This is a genomic window from Pseudomonas sp. TE6283, from assembly GCF_054060555.1.
Genome location: NZ_JBSSDH010000014.1, coordinates 126,512 through 143,306, shown reverse-complemented (window position 1 = coordinate 143,306; position 16,795 = coordinate 126,512). Strand labels below are relative to the sequence as shown.

The 16,795-nt window shown below is 65.4% G+C and carries 13 protein-coding genes and 1 other RNA gene; 5 read left to right on the top strand and 9 right to left on the bottom strand.

Going from position 1 to position 16,795, the window contains the following annotated elements; translation table 11 throughout:
* Nucleotides 1-315: 315 nt before the first annotated feature.
* Entirely contained in the window at nucleotides 316-1,065 is a 750-nt protein-coding gene (locus ACVWZ5_RS18645; protein ID WP_186599258.1) for a class I SAM-dependent methyltransferase, read from the top strand.
* A 360-nt stretch (nucleotides 1,066-1,425) separates the two neighbouring features.
* Here the strand turns inward: ACVWZ5_RS18645 and ssrA are convergent.
* The 8 genes from ssrA to ACVWZ5_RS18605 all read right to left on the bottom strand — a co-directional run bounded on the left by ssrA (nucleotide 1,426) and on the right by ACVWZ5_RS18605 (nucleotide 10,666).
* Nucleotides 1,426-1,822: a transfer-messenger RNA gene (gene ssrA, locus ACVWZ5_RS18640) on the bottom strand.
* A gap of 105 nt (nucleotides 1,823-1,927) precedes the next feature.
* Nucleotides 1,928-2,221: a hypothetical protein gene (locus ACVWZ5_RS18635; RefSeq protein ID WP_084943126.1), complete on the bottom strand. Its 294-nt coding sequence runs from the start codon at nucleotides 2,219-2,221 to the stop codon at nucleotides 1,928-1,930.
* Between the two features lie 190 nt (nucleotides 2,222-2,411).
* On the bottom strand, nucleotides 2,412-3,767 hold the full coding sequence (gene accC, locus ACVWZ5_RS18630; RefSeq protein ID WP_028691199.1) for an acetyl-CoA carboxylase biotin carboxylase subunit: 1,356 nt from the start codon (nucleotides 3,765-3,767) through the stop codon (nucleotides 2,412-2,414).
* A 17-nt stretch (nucleotides 3,768-3,784) separates the two neighbouring features.
* A complete protein-coding gene (gene accB / locus ACVWZ5_RS18625) occupies nucleotides 3,785-4,252 on the bottom strand; it encodes an acetyl-CoA carboxylase biotin carboxyl carrier protein (RefSeq protein ID WP_062572765.1) in 468 nt (155 codons plus the stop codon).
* A gap of 101 nt (nucleotides 4,253-4,353) precedes the next feature.
* Nucleotides 4,354-4,806, bottom strand: coding sequence for a type II 3-dehydroquinate dehydratase (gene aroQ / locus ACVWZ5_RS18620; protein ID WP_011535870.1), 453 nt, complete (start codon nucleotides 4,804-4,806; stop codon nucleotides 4,354-4,356).
* Between the two features lie 177 nt (nucleotides 4,807-4,983).
* The gene (locus ACVWZ5_RS18615) at nucleotides 4,984-6,741 is read right to left on the bottom strand and encodes a protein-disulfide reductase DsbD (protein WP_186599259.1); all 1,758 of its coding nucleotides are present in this window, start codon (nucleotides 6,739-6,741) and stop codon (nucleotides 4,984-4,986) included.
* Nucleotides 6,742-6,907: 166 nt separating this feature from the next.
* Complete coding sequence (locus tag ACVWZ5_RS18610; RefSeq protein ID WP_435827653.1) at nucleotides 6,908-8,653, bottom strand: methyl-accepting chemotaxis protein; 1,746 nt, start codon at nucleotides 8,651-8,653, stop codon at nucleotides 6,908-6,910.
* Between the two features lie 396 nt (nucleotides 8,654-9,049).
* The gene (locus tag ACVWZ5_RS18605; protein ID WP_028691195.1) at nucleotides 9,050-10,666 is read right to left on the bottom strand and encodes a diguanylate cyclase; all 1,617 of its coding nucleotides are present in this window, start codon (nucleotides 10,664-10,666) and stop codon (nucleotides 9,050-9,052) included.
* A gap of 249 nt (nucleotides 10,667-10,915) precedes the next feature.
* Here ACVWZ5_RS18605 and ACVWZ5_RS18600 point away from each other — a divergent pair, with 249 nt between their 5' ends.
* From ACVWZ5_RS18600 to speA, 4 genes are all read left to right on the top strand, one after another.
* On the top strand, nucleotides 10,916-11,983 hold the full coding sequence (locus ACVWZ5_RS18600; protein ID WP_062572768.1) for a DUF2333 family protein: 1,068 nt from the start codon (nucleotides 10,916-10,918) through the stop codon (nucleotides 11,981-11,983).
* Between the two features lies 1 nt (nucleotide 11,984).
* A complete protein-coding gene (locus ACVWZ5_RS18595) occupies nucleotides 11,985-12,521 on the top strand; it encodes an NUDIX hydrolase (protein WP_062572769.1) in 537 nt (178 codons plus the stop codon).
* A gap of 242 nt (nucleotides 12,522-12,763) precedes the next feature.
* Entirely contained in the window at nucleotides 12,764-13,135 is a 372-nt protein-coding gene (locus ACVWZ5_RS18590) for a translation initiation factor Sui1 (RefSeq protein WP_457340781.1), read from the top strand.
* 153 nt (nucleotides 13,136-13,288) lie between these two features.
* Entirely contained in the window at nucleotides 13,289-15,202 is a 1,914-nt protein-coding gene (gene speA, locus ACVWZ5_RS18585; protein ID WP_062572771.1) for an arginine decarboxylase, read from the top strand.
* 131 nt (nucleotides 15,203-15,333) lie between these two features.
* Here speA and ACVWZ5_RS18580 read toward each other — a convergent pair whose 3' ends face one another.
* Nucleotides 15,334-16,671 (bottom strand): MATE family efflux transporter, encoded by a 1,338-nt coding sequence (locus ACVWZ5_RS18580; protein WP_062572772.1) that lies wholly within the window; start codon nucleotides 16,669-16,671, stop codon nucleotides 15,334-15,336.
* Nucleotides 16,672-16,795 lie beyond the last annotated feature (124 nt).

Below are 16,795 nucleotides of genomic sequence, written 5' to 3'. Positions count from 1 at the left end.
GTAGTGTGGGGCTTCCCCATGTGAGAGTAGGTCATCGTCAAGATTCATTTCGCAAAACCCCTATCTGCGCGAGCAGGTAGGGGTTTTGTCTTTTCAGCCCTGGTAAAGAAATCTGGCGTGGGAGCGGGCTTGCCCCGCGATGGCGCATGCCCGGATAACATCACGGCCTGATCTGGCCTTATCGCGGGGCAAGCCCGCTCCCACGGTGGTCCTCTACAGAGACTGCGCACCAACCGGGGCAGCCCATTCGCGACACAAGGCCGCCCCTACGCGACTTATACTGGCCCGACCACAAGCACTAACCTGGACCATCGAATGAAACCCTTTGACGACCTGATCGCCGAGGCCAACGCAGCGGATGTAACCGGCTGGGGCTTCGACTGGCTGGCAGGACGCGCCTCCGAGCAGCGCCCGTCATGGGGCTATGCCCAGCTCCTTGCGCAGCGTCTGAGTGCCGTCTGCGCGGCGCTGGATCTCGACACTGGCGGCGGTGAGGTACTGGATGAGGCTCCGCGCTTTCCGCCCCTCATGTGCGCGACTGAAGCCTGGCCACCCAACGCCCGCAAGGCACACGAGCGCCTGGCTCCGCGCGGCGTTCAGGTCGTGCAGGTAGCCCCCGGTACCGCGCTCCCATTCGCCGACGCCTCATTCGAGCTGGTCACCTCACGCCACCCGGTGCAGCCGGACTGGACCGAGATTCATCGCGTCCTCCGACCAGGCGGGCTTTACTTCGCCCAGCACGTAGGCCCAGCCTCGGCCTTTGAGCTGATCGAACATTTCCTGGGGCCATTGCCACGTGAGCGGCAAATGCGCGATCCGCAGGACGAAGTGGCAGCAGCACAGGCAGCCGGGCTGACGGTGACCGACCTGCGCACAGCCCGCTGCCGCATGCTGTTCCATGATGTGGGCGCAGTCGTGTGGATTCTTCGCAAATGCGTATGGTGGGTGCCGGACTTCTCTGTACACAAGTACCGCGCTGAGCTGCTGGCCCTGGATAGCCAGATGCGCCAGGGCGAGCCTTTTGTCGCGCACTCGACCCGTCATCTCATTGAGGCGAGGCGTTAAGCGGGCGCAGGCCTAGGCAGCCGCTATCGATCGATAGCGGCCATCAACCCTCACATCCCGTTGGCGAATTCCGGCTCCTCCATTTCGACCCGCGCATTCATCCCCCTGGGCGCCCTGGCATATTCGCCCAGCACCTGAAGCTGACGAGGTGCTGGAGTGTGAGCACAACCCGCAGCTGAGCTTCCGCAACACAGCGGGCATTCATCAGGCGATCCGAATCATCAGTCGGTTGGCGAGCGAGCAGTTCGGCAAGCTGGAGGCGATGAAGGAGGAGAGTGGAAGGTGATGGCGTGGTGCCGCTGAGGCACTGAATGCCAGGCACAAAAAAAGACGCCCATTGGGCGTCTTCTTTCTAGGATTTGGTGGAGCCGGGGGGATTTGAACCCCCGTCCGCCAGTACTCCGCTGTCGGTACTACATGCTTAGCCGTGTCTACTGATTTAATCCGCAGCCGCCCGACGGGCAGGGTGCTTTGGATGAGTTGGGTAAGTTTTAGTCGCTTCGCCCCCAACGTGCTGCACGACGATCCTGTTCTGTATGACAATCATTTCGGGTTTACAGGCATCCCCTGATGATTGCTGGAGCCGAAGCTACCAGAAGCAGTGGGTCAAGTGACCGCATTAAGCGGCCATTTTCTCCATGCCGTAGTCATTGTCATTGGCAACTATAGAAAGTTGCAACAGTGGATTTACGAGTTCTGTTACCAACTCGGCATGCACCTAGAGTTTCGCTACCGGCGTCGAATCCTAATCGGCCCCACACTCAGCTCTAGCTGAACGTGCCTTTCAGCACGCAAGGCCGAGTATACGCGCTTACGCGGGCGGCGTCGACAGAAGGTTCGGCCGCCCACGTGCGCGCAGGGTCTAGGTACCGCTGCCACCGGCCGAGCCGCTGCCTTTCTCGGTCTTGTCCAGGCGCTCGAGCACCTTGCTGGTGATGGTGATGCATTCCTTGGTGTAGCCTTTTGCCTGGGCGGCCTTGGCTTGGTCCACATCCTTGGTGATGTCCGTGTCCAGGCCTTCGGAGGTGGCGCCAGCGGTGGCCATGCTGTCGTCGATCTTCTGCAGGTTCATGGCGCACAGGTCGTCGGCGGCGAACACAGGCGAGGCCAGCAGGGTGGCGGCCGCGAACAGGGCGGATAGCGCAGTGCCTTTCATGGGAGTCTCCTTGTAAGGCCTCGGGAAGGTGGGCCTGATCGGTGGACTGCGTGGGTTTGGGCGGGGTTCCATTGGGTTTGGTGCCGTTGAATCGCGGGGCAAGCCCGCTCCCACGGTCCCAAGGTTTTGAGATGTGCAGAAATAAAAAACCCCGGCACTGGGCCGGGGCTTTTTCATCACGCTAACGCGATCACTCCTGGTTGGCCAGTTTGTGCTCGAGGTAGTGGATGTTGACGCCGCCTTTGCAGAAACCTTCATCACGCACCAGGTCACGGTGCAGCGGGATGTTGGTCTTGATGCCGTCGACGACGATCTCGTCCAGGGCATTGCGCATGCGCGCCATGGCTTCGTCGCGGTCCTTGCCGTAGGTGATCAGCTTGCCGATCAACGAATCATAGTTCGGCGGAACCGAGTAGCCGCTGTACAGGTGCGAATCGACGCGCACGCCGTTGCCGCCCGGGGCGTGGAAGTGCTTCACCTTGCCTGGGCTCGGGATGAACTTCTTCGGGTCTTCGGCGTTGATCCGGCACTCCAGCGAGTGACCGCGAATCACCACGTCTTCCTGGCGGAACGACAGCTTGTTGCCAGCGGCGATGCTCAGCATCTCCTTGACGATGTCGATGCCGGTGACCATCTCCGAGACCGGGTGCTCGACCTGGACGCGGGTGTTCATCTCGATGAAGTAGAAGCGGCCGTTCTCGTACAGGAACTCGAAGGTACCGGCACCGCGGTAGCCGATCTCGATGCAGGCGTCGACGCAACGCTTGAAGACTTCCTGACGGGCCTTCTCGTCGATGCCCGGGGCCGGGGCTTCTTCCAGGACTTTCTGGTGACGGCGCTGCAGCGAGCAGTCACGGTCGCCCAGGTGCACGGCGTTGCCCTGGCCGTCGGACAGCACCTGCACTTCCACGTGACGTGGGTTGGTCAGGAACTTCTCCAGGTAGACCATCGGGTTGCCGAACGCGGCACCGGCTTCGGTGCGGGTCAGCTTGGCCGAGGCGATCAGGTCCTCTTCCTTGTGCACCACGCGCATGCCGCGACCACCACCGCCACCGGCGGCCTTGATGATCACCGGGTAGCCGACGTCACGGGCGATTGCCAGGGCAACCTCTTCGTCTTCCGGCAGCGGGCCGTCGGAACCTGGCACGGTCGGTACGCCCGACTTGATCATCGCGTCCTTGGCCGAAACCTTGTCGCCCATCAGGCGAATGGTGTCGGCTTTCGGGCCGATGAAGGCGAAGCCGGATTTTTCCACCTGCTCGGCGAAATCGGCGTTTTCCGCGAGGAAGCCGTAGCCCGGGTGGATGGCGGTGGCGCCTGTCACTTCGGCGGCGGCGATGATCGCCGGAATGTGCAGGTACGAATCCTTGGACGATGCAGGGCCGATGCAGACCGACTCGTCTGCCAGGCCCAGGTGCATCAGTTCACGGTCGGCCGTGGAGTGCACGGCGACGGTCTTGATGCCCAGCTCTTTGCAGGCACGCAGGATCCGCAGGGCAATTTCCCCACGGTTGGCGATCAGGACTTTTTCAAGCTTCCCAGACATCGTTGGTTCTCCGCGAATCAAACGATGGTGAACAGCGGCTGGTCGTACTCAACCGGCTGGCCGTCTTCCACCAGGATGGCGTCGATCACACCGCCGATCTCGGCTTCGATGTGGTTCATCATTTTCATGGCTTCGACGATGCACAGGGTGTCGCCTTTCTTCACGGCCTGGCCGACTTCGGCGAAGTTGGCCGAGGTTGGCGAAGGCTTGCGATAGAAGGTGCCGACCATTGGCGAACGAACAACGGTGCCTTTCAGGGCAGGCGCGGCGGCAGCGGCTTCAGCGGCCGGGGCGGCAGCGGCAACAGGTGCTGCGGCGGCAACCGGAGCGGCCACCGGTGCTGGAGCGGCGAAGTACTGGGCGCCGGCCGGGGTCTTGCTGTGGCGGCTGATGCGAACGGACTCTTCGCCTTCCTTGATCTCCAGTTCGTCGATGCCAGACTCTTCCAGCAGTTCGATCAGCTTCTTGACTTTACGGATATCCATTAATCATCAACTCCCAAGGTTCGGTCGGGGACGTATTTTCAAAACGTGTCGAAAACGTTTCTTCATGAGCCTCGGCCCTAAGGGGCCAAAGCCTTGTGTCATCAGGGCTGTGCGTTGGCAGCCAGGTGTTCCAGCGCGGACTCCAGGGCCAGCCGGTAACCGGTGGCACCGAGGCCACAGATCACCCCTACGGCAACATCGGAAAAGTAGGAGTGGTGGCGGAACGGTTCACGCTTGTGCACGTTCGAGAGATGCACTTCGATGAATGGGATGCTCACCGCAAGCAATGCGTCACGTAATGCGACGCTTGTGTGGGTGAAAGCGGCCGGATTGATCAGGATGAAGTCCACGCCTTCGTTGCGCGCGGCATGGATGCGGTCGATCAATTCGTATTCGGCATTGCTCTGCAGGTATTGCAGATGGTGGCCGGCGGCGCGGGCGCGTTGCTCCAGGTCCTGATTGATCTGGGCCAGGGTGGCGGCGCCGTAGTGGCCCGGTTCGCGGGTCCCGAGCAGGTTCAGGTTGGGGCCGTGCAGCACCAGTAGGGTTGCCATCTGCGATTCCTTGGTTTTGTAGGGCAATTCGACATAGCGCGGCGACTATGCCGCAAGCGGCGCTGAGTGTCCAGTTCCCGGCAATAGCCAGCACGATGTCCGAGATTCGCGCAAAGTATGTGACCAGATGATTAAGTCTGGTCACTGCGGCTGGGTTTTTTCACTGGGCGTGGGAAGTTATAGCCCGAGTTGGCCGCGCACGCGCGTCAATACCTGGGCGAAATCGCCGGCGTTTATCTCGCCGATGACCCGATCGGTGGTCATTTCGCTGCCGTTCGCGGCAAAGAACATCAGCGCGGGAGGACCGAACAGCCGGTAGCGGTCGAGCAGGGCGCGTTGTTCGGCGTTGCTCTCGGTGATGTCGAAGCGCAGCAGGCGGAAGGCGCCCAGTTGCGGCTGGACCTGCGGCGCGTTGAGCACTTCGTGCTCGATCACCTTGCAGCTGATGCACCAGTCGGCGTACCAGTCGAGCAGCACCGGCTGGCCAGCGGCTTTGGCCTCGGCCAGGGCGGCGTCGAGGGCAGCGGGGCTGGTGATGGTCTGCCAGGCGTCGGCCTTGGCCGCTACGGGGCTGCCGGCCACGGTGGGTGGCGGCAGCGGACGCAGCGGGTCGCCCTGGCCACTCAGGGCGCCATACCAGCAGGCCAGGGCATACACCAGCAGCGCCAGGCCCAGCAGTTGCGCCAGGCGCTGGCGCGGGGTCTTGACCACCAACTCCAGGGCGCCGAGGAACAGCGCCACGCCGGCGGCCAGCAGGCCGACCAGCAGCAGGGTGGCAGGCCCCGGCAGCACGCGGCTGAGCAGGCCGATGGCCAGGCCCAGCAGCAGCACGCCGATGGCGTTCTTCACCGTGTTCATCCACGGCCCGCTCTTCGGCAGCCAGGCCGCGCCGCCGGTGGCCACCAGCAACAGCGGCGCGCCCATGCCCAGGCCCAGGGCGAACAGTTTCAGCGCGCCGCCCAGGGCGTCGCCGCTGGCGCTGATATACAGCAAGGCGCCGGCCAGCGGCGCCGACACGCAGGGCGAGACCAGCAGGCTGGACAGCACGCCGAGCACCGCTGCGCCGAGCAGCGAGCCGCCCTTGGTACGGTGGGCGAGGTTGTCCAGGCGGCTGCTCAGGGCCTGCGGCAGCTTGATGTCGAACAGGCCGAACATGGCCAGGGCGAACAGCACGAAGAACGCGGCGAACGGCACCAGCACCCAGGCCGACTGCAGACGTGCCTGCAGGTTCAGGCCGGCGCCGAACAGGCCCATCAGCGCACCGAGCAAGGCGAAGCTCGCCGCCATCGGCAGCACATAGGCCAGCGACAGCGACAGCCCGCGCAGGCCGCCGACCTGGCCGCGCAGGACCACGCCGGAAAGGATCGGCAGCATCGGCAGCACGCAGGGGGTGAAGGTCAGGCCAACCCCGGCGAGGAAGAACAGCAGCAGCGATTTCCAGGTCCAGCCCTGCTCGGCGGTTGTCGGCAGCGGGGCGCCTTGGCCGTCGATGCTCAGCCGCTCGGTTTCCGGCGGATAGCACAGGCCCTTGTCGGCACAGCCCTGGTAGCCCACCAGCAGGGTGAAGGGGCGCGGGTCGTTGCGCGGCAGCTCGATGTCGAGCACGCCGTGGTACACCTCGACATCGCCGAAGAACTCGTCGTGCTTGGCCTCGCCCTTGGGGATGTTCGGCGCGCCCAGGCGGATGTCCGCGGGCTCGGTGCGGAACTGGAAGCGGTGGCGGTAGAGGTAGTAGCCGTCGGTGGCGACGAAGCGCAGCTTGACGGTCTGGGCGTCGGCCTGGACGAGGCTGAGCTTGAAGGCTTCGTGCACCGGCAGGAAGTCGGCGCTGTTGGAGGCGGCGCCGAGGGTGGCGCTGGGGCGGTTGTCGAGCAGGCCCGTGGCGAAGACGGGGCTGGCCAGCAGCAGGAGCAGCAGGAAAAACAGGCGGCGCATGGCGGACTCGCGAGGTGGAACGTGGCGGGCATGATAGCGGAGTTGGCCGAAATTGGGGCCGCTGCGCGGTTCATCGCGACACAAGGCCACTCTACAGGGTTCGCGTCCCTCTGTAGGGGCGGCCTTGTGTCGCGATGGGCTGCGAAGCAGCGCCATCAAGCAGGGGTTAGAGCCTGAACGCCCGCACCGCCGTATTCAACTCGCCCCCCAGCTTGAGCAACTGCTCGCCCTGCTCACGCCCTTCGCCAATGCGCTGCAGGTTGTCCTCGCCCAGCTCATGAATTCGTTCGCTGTGGTCGCGGATCTCGCTCACCGCCCCGGTTTGCTGCGCGGTCACATCGGCGATCCGCACCGCCGTGTCGGCAATGGTGCGGATGGCACTGACGATCGCGTCCAGCGCGCCATCGGCCGACTGCGCCTGGTTGGCCGTGGCCTCGGCGTGTTCCAGCTGGGTGCGCATGCCGTCCACCGAACTGCGGGCGGCCTGCTGCAGGCGGTCGATCAGCGCCTGGATCTCGCCGGTGGCGCCGGTGGTGCGCTGGGCCAGCGAGCGCACCTCATCCGCGACCACGGCGAAGCCACGGCCCATCTCGCCGGCCCGGGCCGCTTCGATGGCGGCGTTGAGGGCCAGCAGGTTGGTCTGTTCGGCAATCGCCCGGATCACCGTGAGCACGCCACCGATGGTCGCCGACTCTTCCGCCAGTTGCTCGATCATCCGCGCGTTGCCCTGCACCTCGTCGACCAGCGAACGCAGGCCGGTCAGGCTCTGGCCGATCACCGTCTGGCCCTGCTCCACGGCCCGGCCGGCATCGCGGCTGGCCTCGGCGGCGGCGCTGGCGTCACCGGCCACCTGCTGGATGGTCGCCTCCAGCTCGCCCAGGGCGTCGCGGATCTGCGCCGTGTCGCCGGCCTGGCGCTCGGCGCCGTCGTGCAGGGCGCTGCTCATGCCGGCCAGGGCATGGCTGCTGCCGGCCACCTGTTCGGCGTTGTGGCGGATGGTACCGACCAGCCCCACCAGGTACTGGCGCAGGCGGTTCAGCGATTCCTGGATATCGTGCAGTTCACGGTTGGTGCGGCCCAGGGCGATGGCCTGGGCGAAGTCGCCCTCGGCCCAGCGCGACAATGCCGGGGCCAGGCTGGTCAGGGTGCGTGCCAGGCGGCGTTGCAGGGTGTCGATCAGCAGGGCGATCAGCAGGATCAGGCCGATCATCAGGCCCTGGATCAGGCGCACTTCGCCGGCGATGGTGGCGTGCAGGCCGCGCACCTCGGGCTCGAGGCCGGCGATGGCCTGCTGCACCGCTTCCAGGCGCTCGCCGGTGCTGGCGGCCAGGGCGGCGCGGCGCTCGATCTGTTCGCGGGTGCGCTGCAATTCGCCGGGGTAGCGGCCGAGCAGGCTGTGCAGCTCGCGCTTCAGGCCCACGGCGACATCTTCCTGCTGGCTGCTGGCCTGGGATTCCAGGCCCATCATCGCGGCGAAGTCGTCGGCGTTGGATTCGGCGGCGCGGGTCACCCCCAGCAGCGGCAGGCCGTCGATGGCCTGGGCCTGGGCGGTGATCAGTTGCAGTTCGCGCTCCACCTCGGCGGCCAGTTCGGCGCGGCCGCTGCTGACCAGCTTGTCCCGGGCCAGGGACAGCCGGCCCAGGTGCACAGAGGCCTCCAGCAGCGGCGTCAGGTAGCGGCCGGCCTCGCTGCTGGCGCTGTCGCGGGCGTAGCTGGCCAGTTGTTCGAGGTTCGCCCCCAGCTCCCGCTCGGCTTGCAGCAGCAGGGCCTGGGGATCGCCGGCCAACTTGCCGGCGGCGAGCAGTTCGTTGGCGGTGAAGCCCTGCAGGCTGTCCAGGCTCGGGCGCAGCTTGGCCGACAAAGGCTCTGGCCAGTCGGCCAGGGCCGCCTGCAACTGAGTGTTGGCCTCCATGGCCGCCGCGTGGCGCAGGGCGTCGCCGCTGCCCAGGTAGGCCTGGATGTTGCGCGCGGCATCGTTCTGGAACTGCTGTGACAGGCCCAGGTAGCGCTCCATCAGTTGATAGGGACGTTCCAGGGCGCGTTGCGACCACCACAGGGTCGCGCCCAGGGCAATACACACGGTCACCAGCAACAGGGTGTTGAAATTGGTCAGCCACTTCAGGCGCATAGCCGCGAACTTCCTGCGGAGGGGGAGTGGAGAAGTCGGTCCTGAAGTTATTGCGATTTTGTGACGGGGTGATGACGACGGAGGGCTGGCGCCATAAAAAAGTGGCACAGTGCCGGTATTGGCTTCTGCTGTGGTTTTCCTGCGCCGGCCTCTGTCCGGCAAGCCGGCTCCCACAGGGGGCTAAGGCTCGACCCGCACCACGCAGTTGCGTCCGGCATGCTTGGCCCGGTACAGCGCCTCGTCCGCGGCGCTGGCCATGGTCAGCGCGTCGAGCTGCTCGTCCAGCTGCACCACCCCGGCGCTGAAGGTGCACTGCAGGTCGTGGGGCTGGGCCGGGTAATGGATCTCGGCAAAGCGTCGACGGATTTCGTCGAGCACCTTGTGCGCCGCGTCCAGTCCGGTATTGGGCATGACGATGGCGAACTCCTCGCCGCCGTAGCGGCCGATGAAGTCGGTCTTGCGCAGGCGCTGCTTGAGGAACAGCGCCAGGCTCTTGATCACCCGGTCGCCCATGGGGTGGCCGTGGCGGTCGTTGATTTTCTTGAAGTGGTCGATATCGAGCATGGCGAAACTCAGCGGCTGCGCTTCGCGGCGGGCGCGGAAGCTGCAGTCCTCGAGCAGTTGCAGGATATGGGTGTGGTTGTACAGCCCGGTGAGGCTGTCGCGGACCATCCGCGCCTTGAGGTGGCGAGCACGGGCGGCACGGTTGCGCACGGTGGTCACCAGGTGCCGCGAGCGGATCGGCTTGGTGAGGAAGTCGTCGCCGCCTTCGCTCATGGCGTCGAGCTGCTTGTCCAAGTCGTCCTCGGCCGACAGGTAGATGATCGGCACGCTGACGTAGCGGTCATTGTGGCGGATCACCTTGGCCAGCTCAGGGCCGGTGCACTCGGGCATGTACATATCGAGGATGATCAGGTCGGGCTGGAAGTCGGCCAGCTCGCTCATGGTGCGGATCGGCTCGGTCAGGGTGCGGGTGATGATCCCGGCGCTGTTGAGCAGGCGCTCGGTATGCAGGGCCTGGGCGCGGGAGTCGTCGATCACCAGCACGCGGAACGGGTCGTACTGGGTGGCGCTGGTCAACAGCTCGAGCTTCTCCAGCAGGCTGGAGGCGTCCAGGGTGCCGGTGAGGAACTCCTGGCCGCCGGCGCGCACGGCGGCCAGGCGGGTCGGGGTGTCGGTCTCGTGCAAGCAGAAGAACAGCAGCGGCACCGGCTGCTCCAGCCCCTGCTGGGCTTGGGCCGCCAGCTGCAGGCCGACGCCGGCGCCAGTGAAGTCCACATCCATGACGATGGCCGAGGGCAGGCGCTCGCTCATCGACGCCTGGAACGCCTCGGCGCTGCACAGCGCCTGCACGCTCAGGCCGAAGAACTCCAGCTGCTGGGCCAGGCGCTCGGCGCGTTCATGGTCCTGCAGGACGATGTACACCGGCTTGCGCAGCGGCGGCAGGGGCACGTTGTCGAGCTGGTCGCCCTTGCGCAGGCCGGTGCGCGACAGGCGCTGCATCAGGCGGTTGAGTTCGCTGATCAGTTCGGAATTGAGCCGCGCGCTGTTGGCCTCGATGGCGCGCAGGGTCTGGCCGATGGCCGTCGACAGGCTGCCGTGCTCGGGCTGCTCGAAGCGTTCGGCGTAGCGCTGTAGACGCAGGTTGGCCTCGCACAGCTCGCCCAGGTCGCCGCTGGACCACTCGCCACGCTGCAGGCGCTGCCAGATCTCGAGGATCTGCCGGGCCTGGTGGATCACCCGCTGGGCAAAATGCTGCTTGAGGCGTTCGTGGCTCGGCTCGGCTGGCTGGGTCATGTCCTGACTACTTATGAGTGGGAGGGCGCAGGTTCAATGATGGCTCTATGCTAGCACCCCTTTTCCGACAAGCGAGTGCCTGGGGTCAACAAAGTGTTCAAGGACCGTCATTCAGTTGCCGACCCGATGGTCGCTTATACGAATGGCGGCGTCTGCTTTATAGTGCTGGCATGCGGGCTTGTCGTGGCACCCTCGCCGAGGCCTGTGGTCCAAGCCCTGAACCGTTCGTGACTGATTAAGGACAATGCCATGCTGGATTGGAAAAACCGCGAGGCCAAGGCCGAGCCCCGTGAGCGGGTCGAAACCCGCGGCGCTGCCACCCGTAGCTACCTTGGCGGCCTCTGGAGCCGTGCCCTGGGGACCCTGATCGGCCTCTACCTGCTGGTGTGCATCGGCCTGGGCTGGTACTGGAGCCAGGAGCCCGAGCTGTTCCCGGTGCAGCAGAACGCCCAGGCCGCCGCCGAGCGCAACGGCCAGCAGATGGTCATCGGCTACACCACCGTCGAGACCCTCAAGACCGTCGCTGGTACTTTGCTCGACAAGCCGGGCGGCTATATTTCCAACGACCGTTTCCCGCCAGGGCTGTGGATGGACAACATGCCGAGCTGGGAGTACGGCGTGCTGGTCCAGGTGCGCGACCTGTCCCGTGCCCTGCGCAAGGACTTCGCCCGCTCGCAGTCGCAGTCGACCGAGGACGCCGACCTGGCCAAGGCCGAGCCGCGTTTCAACTTCGACAACAAGAGCTGGATCCTGCCGTCGAGCGAGTCGGAGTTCGAAGAGGGCATCAAGTCGCTGAACCGTTACCAGACCCGTCTGGCCAAGGGTGACCAGGGCGCGATCTTCTATACCCGCGCCGACAACCTGAACAACTGGCTGGGCGATGTGGCTACCCGCCTGGGCTCGCTGTCGCAGCGCCTGTCGGCCAGCGTCGGCCGGGTCAAGCTGAACAACACCCTGAAGACCGAGACCGTGGCCCCCGGCCAGGCGCCGCAGGTCGACGAAGAAGTGGTCGAGACCCCGTGGCTGCAGATCGACAACGTGTTCTACGAAGCCCGCGGCCAGGCCTGGGCGCTGTCGCACCTGCTGCGCGCCATCGAGGTCGACTTCGCCGACGTGCTGGCGAAGAAGAACGCCACCGTCAGCGTGCGGCAGATCATCCGCGAGCTGGAAGCCTCGCAGGAAGCGCTGTGGAGCCCGATGGTGCTCAATGGCAGCGGCTTTGGCATGTGGGCCAACCACTCGCTGGTGATGGCCAACTACATCTCCCGGGCCAACGCCGCGGTCATCGACCTGCGCCAACTGCTGTCCCAGGGCTGAGATGCCGGTCAATCCTGCCGAGGTCGCGCATCGCGCGGCCTCCGACGCCGAGCTGGTGGCCTGGGTCGACGAGCATGACCAACTGCTCGGCGCCCTGCCACGGGCCGAGCTGCGCGAGCGCGGCCTTATTGGGCGCTGCACCTTCATCCTGCTGTTCAACGGTGCCGGCGAGCTGTGTGTGCACCGGCGCACCCTGAGCAAGGCGCTGTACCCTGGGTACTGGGATGTGGCGGCCGGCGGCATGGTTGGGGTGCAGGAGTCCTACGCCGACTCGGCGGCCCGGGAGCTGGCCGAGGAGCTGGGGGTGAGCGGTGTCGAGTTGCGTTTTCACGAGACGTTCTACTTCGAGCAGCCAGGCAACCGCCTGTGGTGCGCGGTGTATTCGGCGGTGTGGGACGGGGCGCTGCGCTTGCAGCCCGAGGAGGTCATCGAGGCGCGGTTCATCAGCGTCGAGCAGGCCCAGGCCGAAAGCGCGCAGCGACCGTACTGCCCGGACTCGCTGGTGGCGTTGCAGCGGTACCAGGCTGGCCTGATCTGATGGACTGCGCTGCCCCTGTGGGAGCGCCCGGAATCGCGAAAGGGCCCCAGTGGCCGGAAGGTCGCAAAACTTTCGTAAAATGGCGCAATCCTGTACTTAGCAACAGCCAGATTTATCGTTACACTGCGCGCCCTTTTCGGGCTGTCGCATGACCTTGCGGCAGTAGCGCCGCCCCTGCCAGAGTGGGGCTTCGCGGTCGGCTCCCGCCGACCAGTTTTTGTCCTCAGCACCGAGGAACAAAAGTGGCCAAGAAAGCTTCTTCCCTCGCCGCCCTTGGCGGTCTCGTATATTCCACCGATGCCGGTCGGCACTGTCCCGACTGTGGCCAGCCGGTGGACGCTTGTGTCTGCAAGCAGCAGGTCATCCCCGAAGGCGACGGCATTGCCCGTGTGCGCCGTGAAAGCAAAGGCCGTGGCGGCAAGACCGTGACCACCATCACCGGTGTGCCGCTGGCGCTGGAGCCGCTCAAGGAACTTGCCAGCACGCTCAAGCGTCGCTGTGGCACCGGTGGCGCGCTCAAGGACGGCGTCATCGAAATCCAGGGCGACCACGTCGAGCTGTTGCTCGCCGAGCTGAGCAAGCAGGGTTTCAAGGCGAAGAAATCCGGCGGCTAAGTGCAGCCGCGCGATTTTTTGCCCAGTGCTTTCTAAACTCGTTCCGGTGGCCAGGGTCTATGCCTGGACACGGAAGAATCGTCATTTTCGATATCTACACTGCCTGCGCCCGTAGCGGGGCCGTGTTATCGACTTTTCATACAGGGGACTTGAATGTCCGTACGACGCACACGCAAAGACGATGGTAGCCAGTGGACCGTGGCCGACAGCCGCAGTGTTTATGGCATCCGCCATTGGGGCGCTGGTTATTTCGCCATCAATGAAGCCGGGCGCGTCGAAGTGCGCCCCAACGGCCCGGACAGCGCGCCGATCGACCTGTTCGAGCAGGTCCAGGAGCTGCGCCAGAGCGGTCTGTCGCTGCCGCTGCTGGTGCGTTTCCCCGACATCCTGCAGGACCGCGTGCGCCAGCTGACCGGCGCCTTCGACGCCAACATCGCGCGCCTGGAGTACCAGAGCCAGTACACCGCGCTGTACCCGATCAAGGTCAACCAGCAGGAAGCGGTGGTCGAGAACATCATCGCCACCCAGAACGTCTCCATCGGCCTGGAAGCCGGCTCCAAGCCCGAGCTGCTGGCGGTGCTGGCGCTGGCGCCGAAGGGCGGCACCATCGTCTGCAACGGCTACAAGGACCGCGAGTTCATCCGCCTGGCGCTGATGGGCCAGAAGCTCGGCCACAACGTGTTCATCGTCATCGAGAAGGAATCCGAGGTCGCCCTGGTGATCGAGGAAGCCGCGGAGCTGAAGGTCAAGCCACAGGTCGGCCTGCGCGTGCGCCTGTCGTCGCTGGCCTCGAGCAAGTGGGCCGACACCGGGGGCGAGAAGTCCAAGTTCGGCCTGTCCGCCGCCCAGCTGATCTCGGTGGTGCAGCGCTTCCGTGACGCCGGGCTCGACCAGGGCATCCGCCTGCTGCACTTCCACATGGGCTCGCAGATCGCCAACCTGGCCGACTACCAGCACGGCTTCAAGGAAGCCATCCGCTACTACGGCGAGCTGCGCGCCCTGGGCCTGCCGGTGGATCACATCGACGTCGGCGGTGGCCTGGGCGTCGACTACGACGGCACCCACTCGCGCAACGCAAGCTCGATCAACTACGACATGGACGACTACGCCGGCGTGGTGGTCGGGATGCTCAAGGAATTCTGCGACGCGCAGGGCCTGCCGCACCCGCACATCTTCTCCGAGAGCGGCCGCTCGCTGACCGCGCACCACGCCATGCTGGTGATCCAGGTGACCGACGTCGAGAGCCACAACGACGAGATGCCGACCATCGAGAACAAGCAGTCGCTGCCCGAGACCGTGCAGTGGCTGGCCGACCTGCTCGGCCCCACCGACATCGAGATGGTCACCGAAACCTACTGGCGCGCCACCCACTACATGGGCGACGTGGCCGCGCAGTACGCCGACGGCAAGCTGACCCTGGCTGAAAAAGCCCTGGCCGAGCAGTGCTACTTCGCCGTGTGCCGTCGCCTGCACAACTCGCTCAAGGCCCGCCAGCGCTCGCACCGCCAGGTGCTGGACGAGCTGAACGACAAGCTGGCCGACAAGTACATCTGCAACTTCTCGGTGTTCCAGAGCCTGCCGGACACCTGGGCCATCGGCCAGGTGCTGCCGATCATCCCGCTGCACCGCCTGGACGAAGAGCCGCTGCGCCGCGCCGTGCTGCAGGATTTGACCTGCGACTCCGACGGCAAGATCAACCAGTACGTCGACGAGCAGAGCATCGAGACCAGCATGCCGGTGCACGCGGTCAAGGAAGGCGAGGACTACCTGCTGGGCGTGTTCCTGGTGGGCGCGTACCAGGAAATCCTCGGCGACATGCACAACCTGTTTGGTGACACCGACTCGGTGAACATCTACCAGAACGCCGACGGTAGCGTGTACCACGCCGGCATCGAGACCCACGACACCATCGAGGACATGCTGCGCTACGTGCACCTGTCGCCGGAGGAGTTGATGACCCACTACCGCGACAAGGTGGCCAGCGCACGGATCACCGCGCGCGAGCGCACGCAGTTCCTTGATGCGTTGCGGCTTGGGTTGACCCGGTCTTCGTACTTGTCTTCGTAATCGTCGGGGCCGCTTTGCGGCCCTTTCGCGACACAAGGCCGCTCCCAACAGGTATTGCATATTCCTTATGGAATCCCGGTACCTGTGGGAGCGGCCTTGTGTCGCGAAAGGGGCGCAAAGCGCCCCCTGCTTCACCGAACCCAACGATCCCGTTGCTGTAACCGCCACCCCACCCACCCCAGCGTCACCGCCCTCAGCGCCATGAACAGCAAGAAGGCCAACCACAACCCATGGTTGCCGAACCCACGCATGACAACCGCCACAGGCAACGCGATCACCACCGACACCAGCATCGCATTGCGCATCTCTCGCGCCCGGGTGGCGCCGATGAACAGCCCATCCAGCAGATAACTCCACACCGCCACCAACGGCAGCACCGCCAGATAAGGCAAGTACGGATATGCCGCCTCGCGCACACTGGCGATATCGGTCTGCAGGTCAATGAACAGATGGCCGCCCAGCAGGAACAGCACCGCGAAACCCAGGCTGACGATCAATGACCACCCGCAGGCCACCACCAGCGCCCGCCTCAGGGCATCGCGATCACGGGCGCCGATGGCGTGCCCACACAGTGCCTCGACCGCATGGGCCAGGCCATCGAGGGCGTAGGCGGTGAGCATCAGCCCGTTGAGCAGCAAGGCATTGGCCGCCACCGTTGCTTCACCCAGCCGCGCACCTTGCACGGTCAACAGCAGGAACACCAACTGCAGCGCCAGGCTGCGCAGGAAGATATCGCGGTTCACCGCCAGCAAGGGCCGCCAGGCCTGCCAGCGTTTCAGCGCGGCCCAGGCGATATGCCCGGGGTAGGCGCGCAGTGCCGGGCGGGTGAGGGTCAGCCCGAGCAGGGCGGCGCACCACTCGGCGATCACCGAGGCCCGTGCCGAGCCGACCACGCCCCAGTCCAGGCCGAGCACGAACCACAGGTTCAGGGCGATGTTCAGCAGGTTGGTGGTCAGCAGGATCGCCAGCGGCGCCCGGGCGTTCTGCGTGCCGAGGAACCAGCCAACCAGGGCGTAGCTGGCCAGCGCCGCCGGCAGGCCGAGCAGGCGCGTATGGAAGAATGCCTCGGTGGAGGCATGCAGCGCATCGCTGGGCTGCATCGCGTGCAGCGCCAACTGGCTGAAGGGCAGGGCGAGCAGGCCGATCAGCAGGGCGAAGGCCAGTGCCAGCAGCAGCCCCTGCACCAGCACCTGACGCAGCGCGGCGCCGTCGGCGCGGCCAGCGGCCTGGGCGGCGAAACCGGTGGAACCCATGCGCAGGAAACCCATCAGGCCGACCATGAAGGTGAACAGCGTGGCGCCCACGGCCACCGCGCCCAGCTGGTGGGCGTGGGGCAGGTGGCCTATCACCGTGCTGTCGACCAGCGCCACCAGCGGCACCGAGATGTTGGACAGGATCATCGGCGCGGCCAGGGCCCAGACCTTGTGGTGGGTGGGGCGGTCACGCCAGGCGGTGGACAGTGAAGACATGCGGCCCCTTGCAAGATCAAATACGTCATTGTACCCACCGGGCAACCAATCGGCGCGAACAGGGTCTCACTTGCCGCGCATCGCCAGGTAAGCCCTGCGGCGTTGCGCTATAGTTGCCTCCCTC

Excerpts from the sequence above, each read along its gene's own strand:
- ACVWZ5_RS18645 (WP_186599258.1), top strand. The coding sequence starts at position 316 with ATGAAACCCTTTGACGACCTGATCGCCGAGGCCAACGCAGCGGATGTA.
- ACVWZ5_RS18635 (WP_084943126.1), bottom strand. The coding sequence starts at position 2,221 with ATGAAAGGCACTGCGCTATCCGCCCTGTTCGCGGCCGCCACCCTGCTG.
- accC (WP_028691199.1), bottom strand. The coding sequence starts at position 3,767 with ATGTCTGGGAAGCTTGAAAAAGTCCTGATCGCCAACCGTGGGGAAATT.
- accB (WP_062572765.1), bottom strand. The coding sequence starts at position 4,252 with ATGGATATCCGTAAAGTCAAGAAGCTGATCGAACTGCTGGAAGAGTCT.
- aroQ (WP_011535870.1), bottom strand. The coding sequence starts at position 4,806 with ATGGCAACCCTACTGGTGCTGCACGGCCCCAACCTGAACCTGCTCGGG.
- ACVWZ5_RS18615 (WP_186599259.1), bottom strand. The coding sequence starts at position 6,741 with ATGCGCCGCCTGTTTTTCCTGCTGCTCCTGCTGCTGGCCAGCCCCGTC.
- ACVWZ5_RS18610 (WP_435827653.1), bottom strand. The coding sequence starts at position 8,653 with ATGGAGGCCAACACTCAGTTGCAGGCGGCCCTGGCCGACTGGCCAGAG.
- ACVWZ5_RS18605 (WP_028691195.1), bottom strand. The coding sequence starts at position 10,666 with ATGACCCAGCCAGCCGAGCCGAGCCACGAACGCCTCAAGCAGCATTTT.
- ACVWZ5_RS18600 (WP_062572768.1), top strand. The coding sequence starts at position 10,916 with ATGCTGGATTGGAAAAACCGCGAGGCCAAGGCCGAGCCCCGTGAGCGG.
- ACVWZ5_RS18595 (WP_062572769.1), top strand. The coding sequence starts at position 11,985 with ATGCCGGTCAATCCTGCCGAGGTCGCGCATCGCGCGGCCTCCGACGCC.
- speA (WP_062572771.1), top strand. The coding sequence starts at position 13,289 with ATGTCCGTACGACGCACACGCAAAGACGATGGTAGCCAGTGGACCGTG.
- ACVWZ5_RS18580 (WP_062572772.1), bottom strand. The coding sequence starts at position 16,671 with ATGTCTTCACTGTCCACCGCCTGGCGTGACCGCCCCACCCACCACAAG.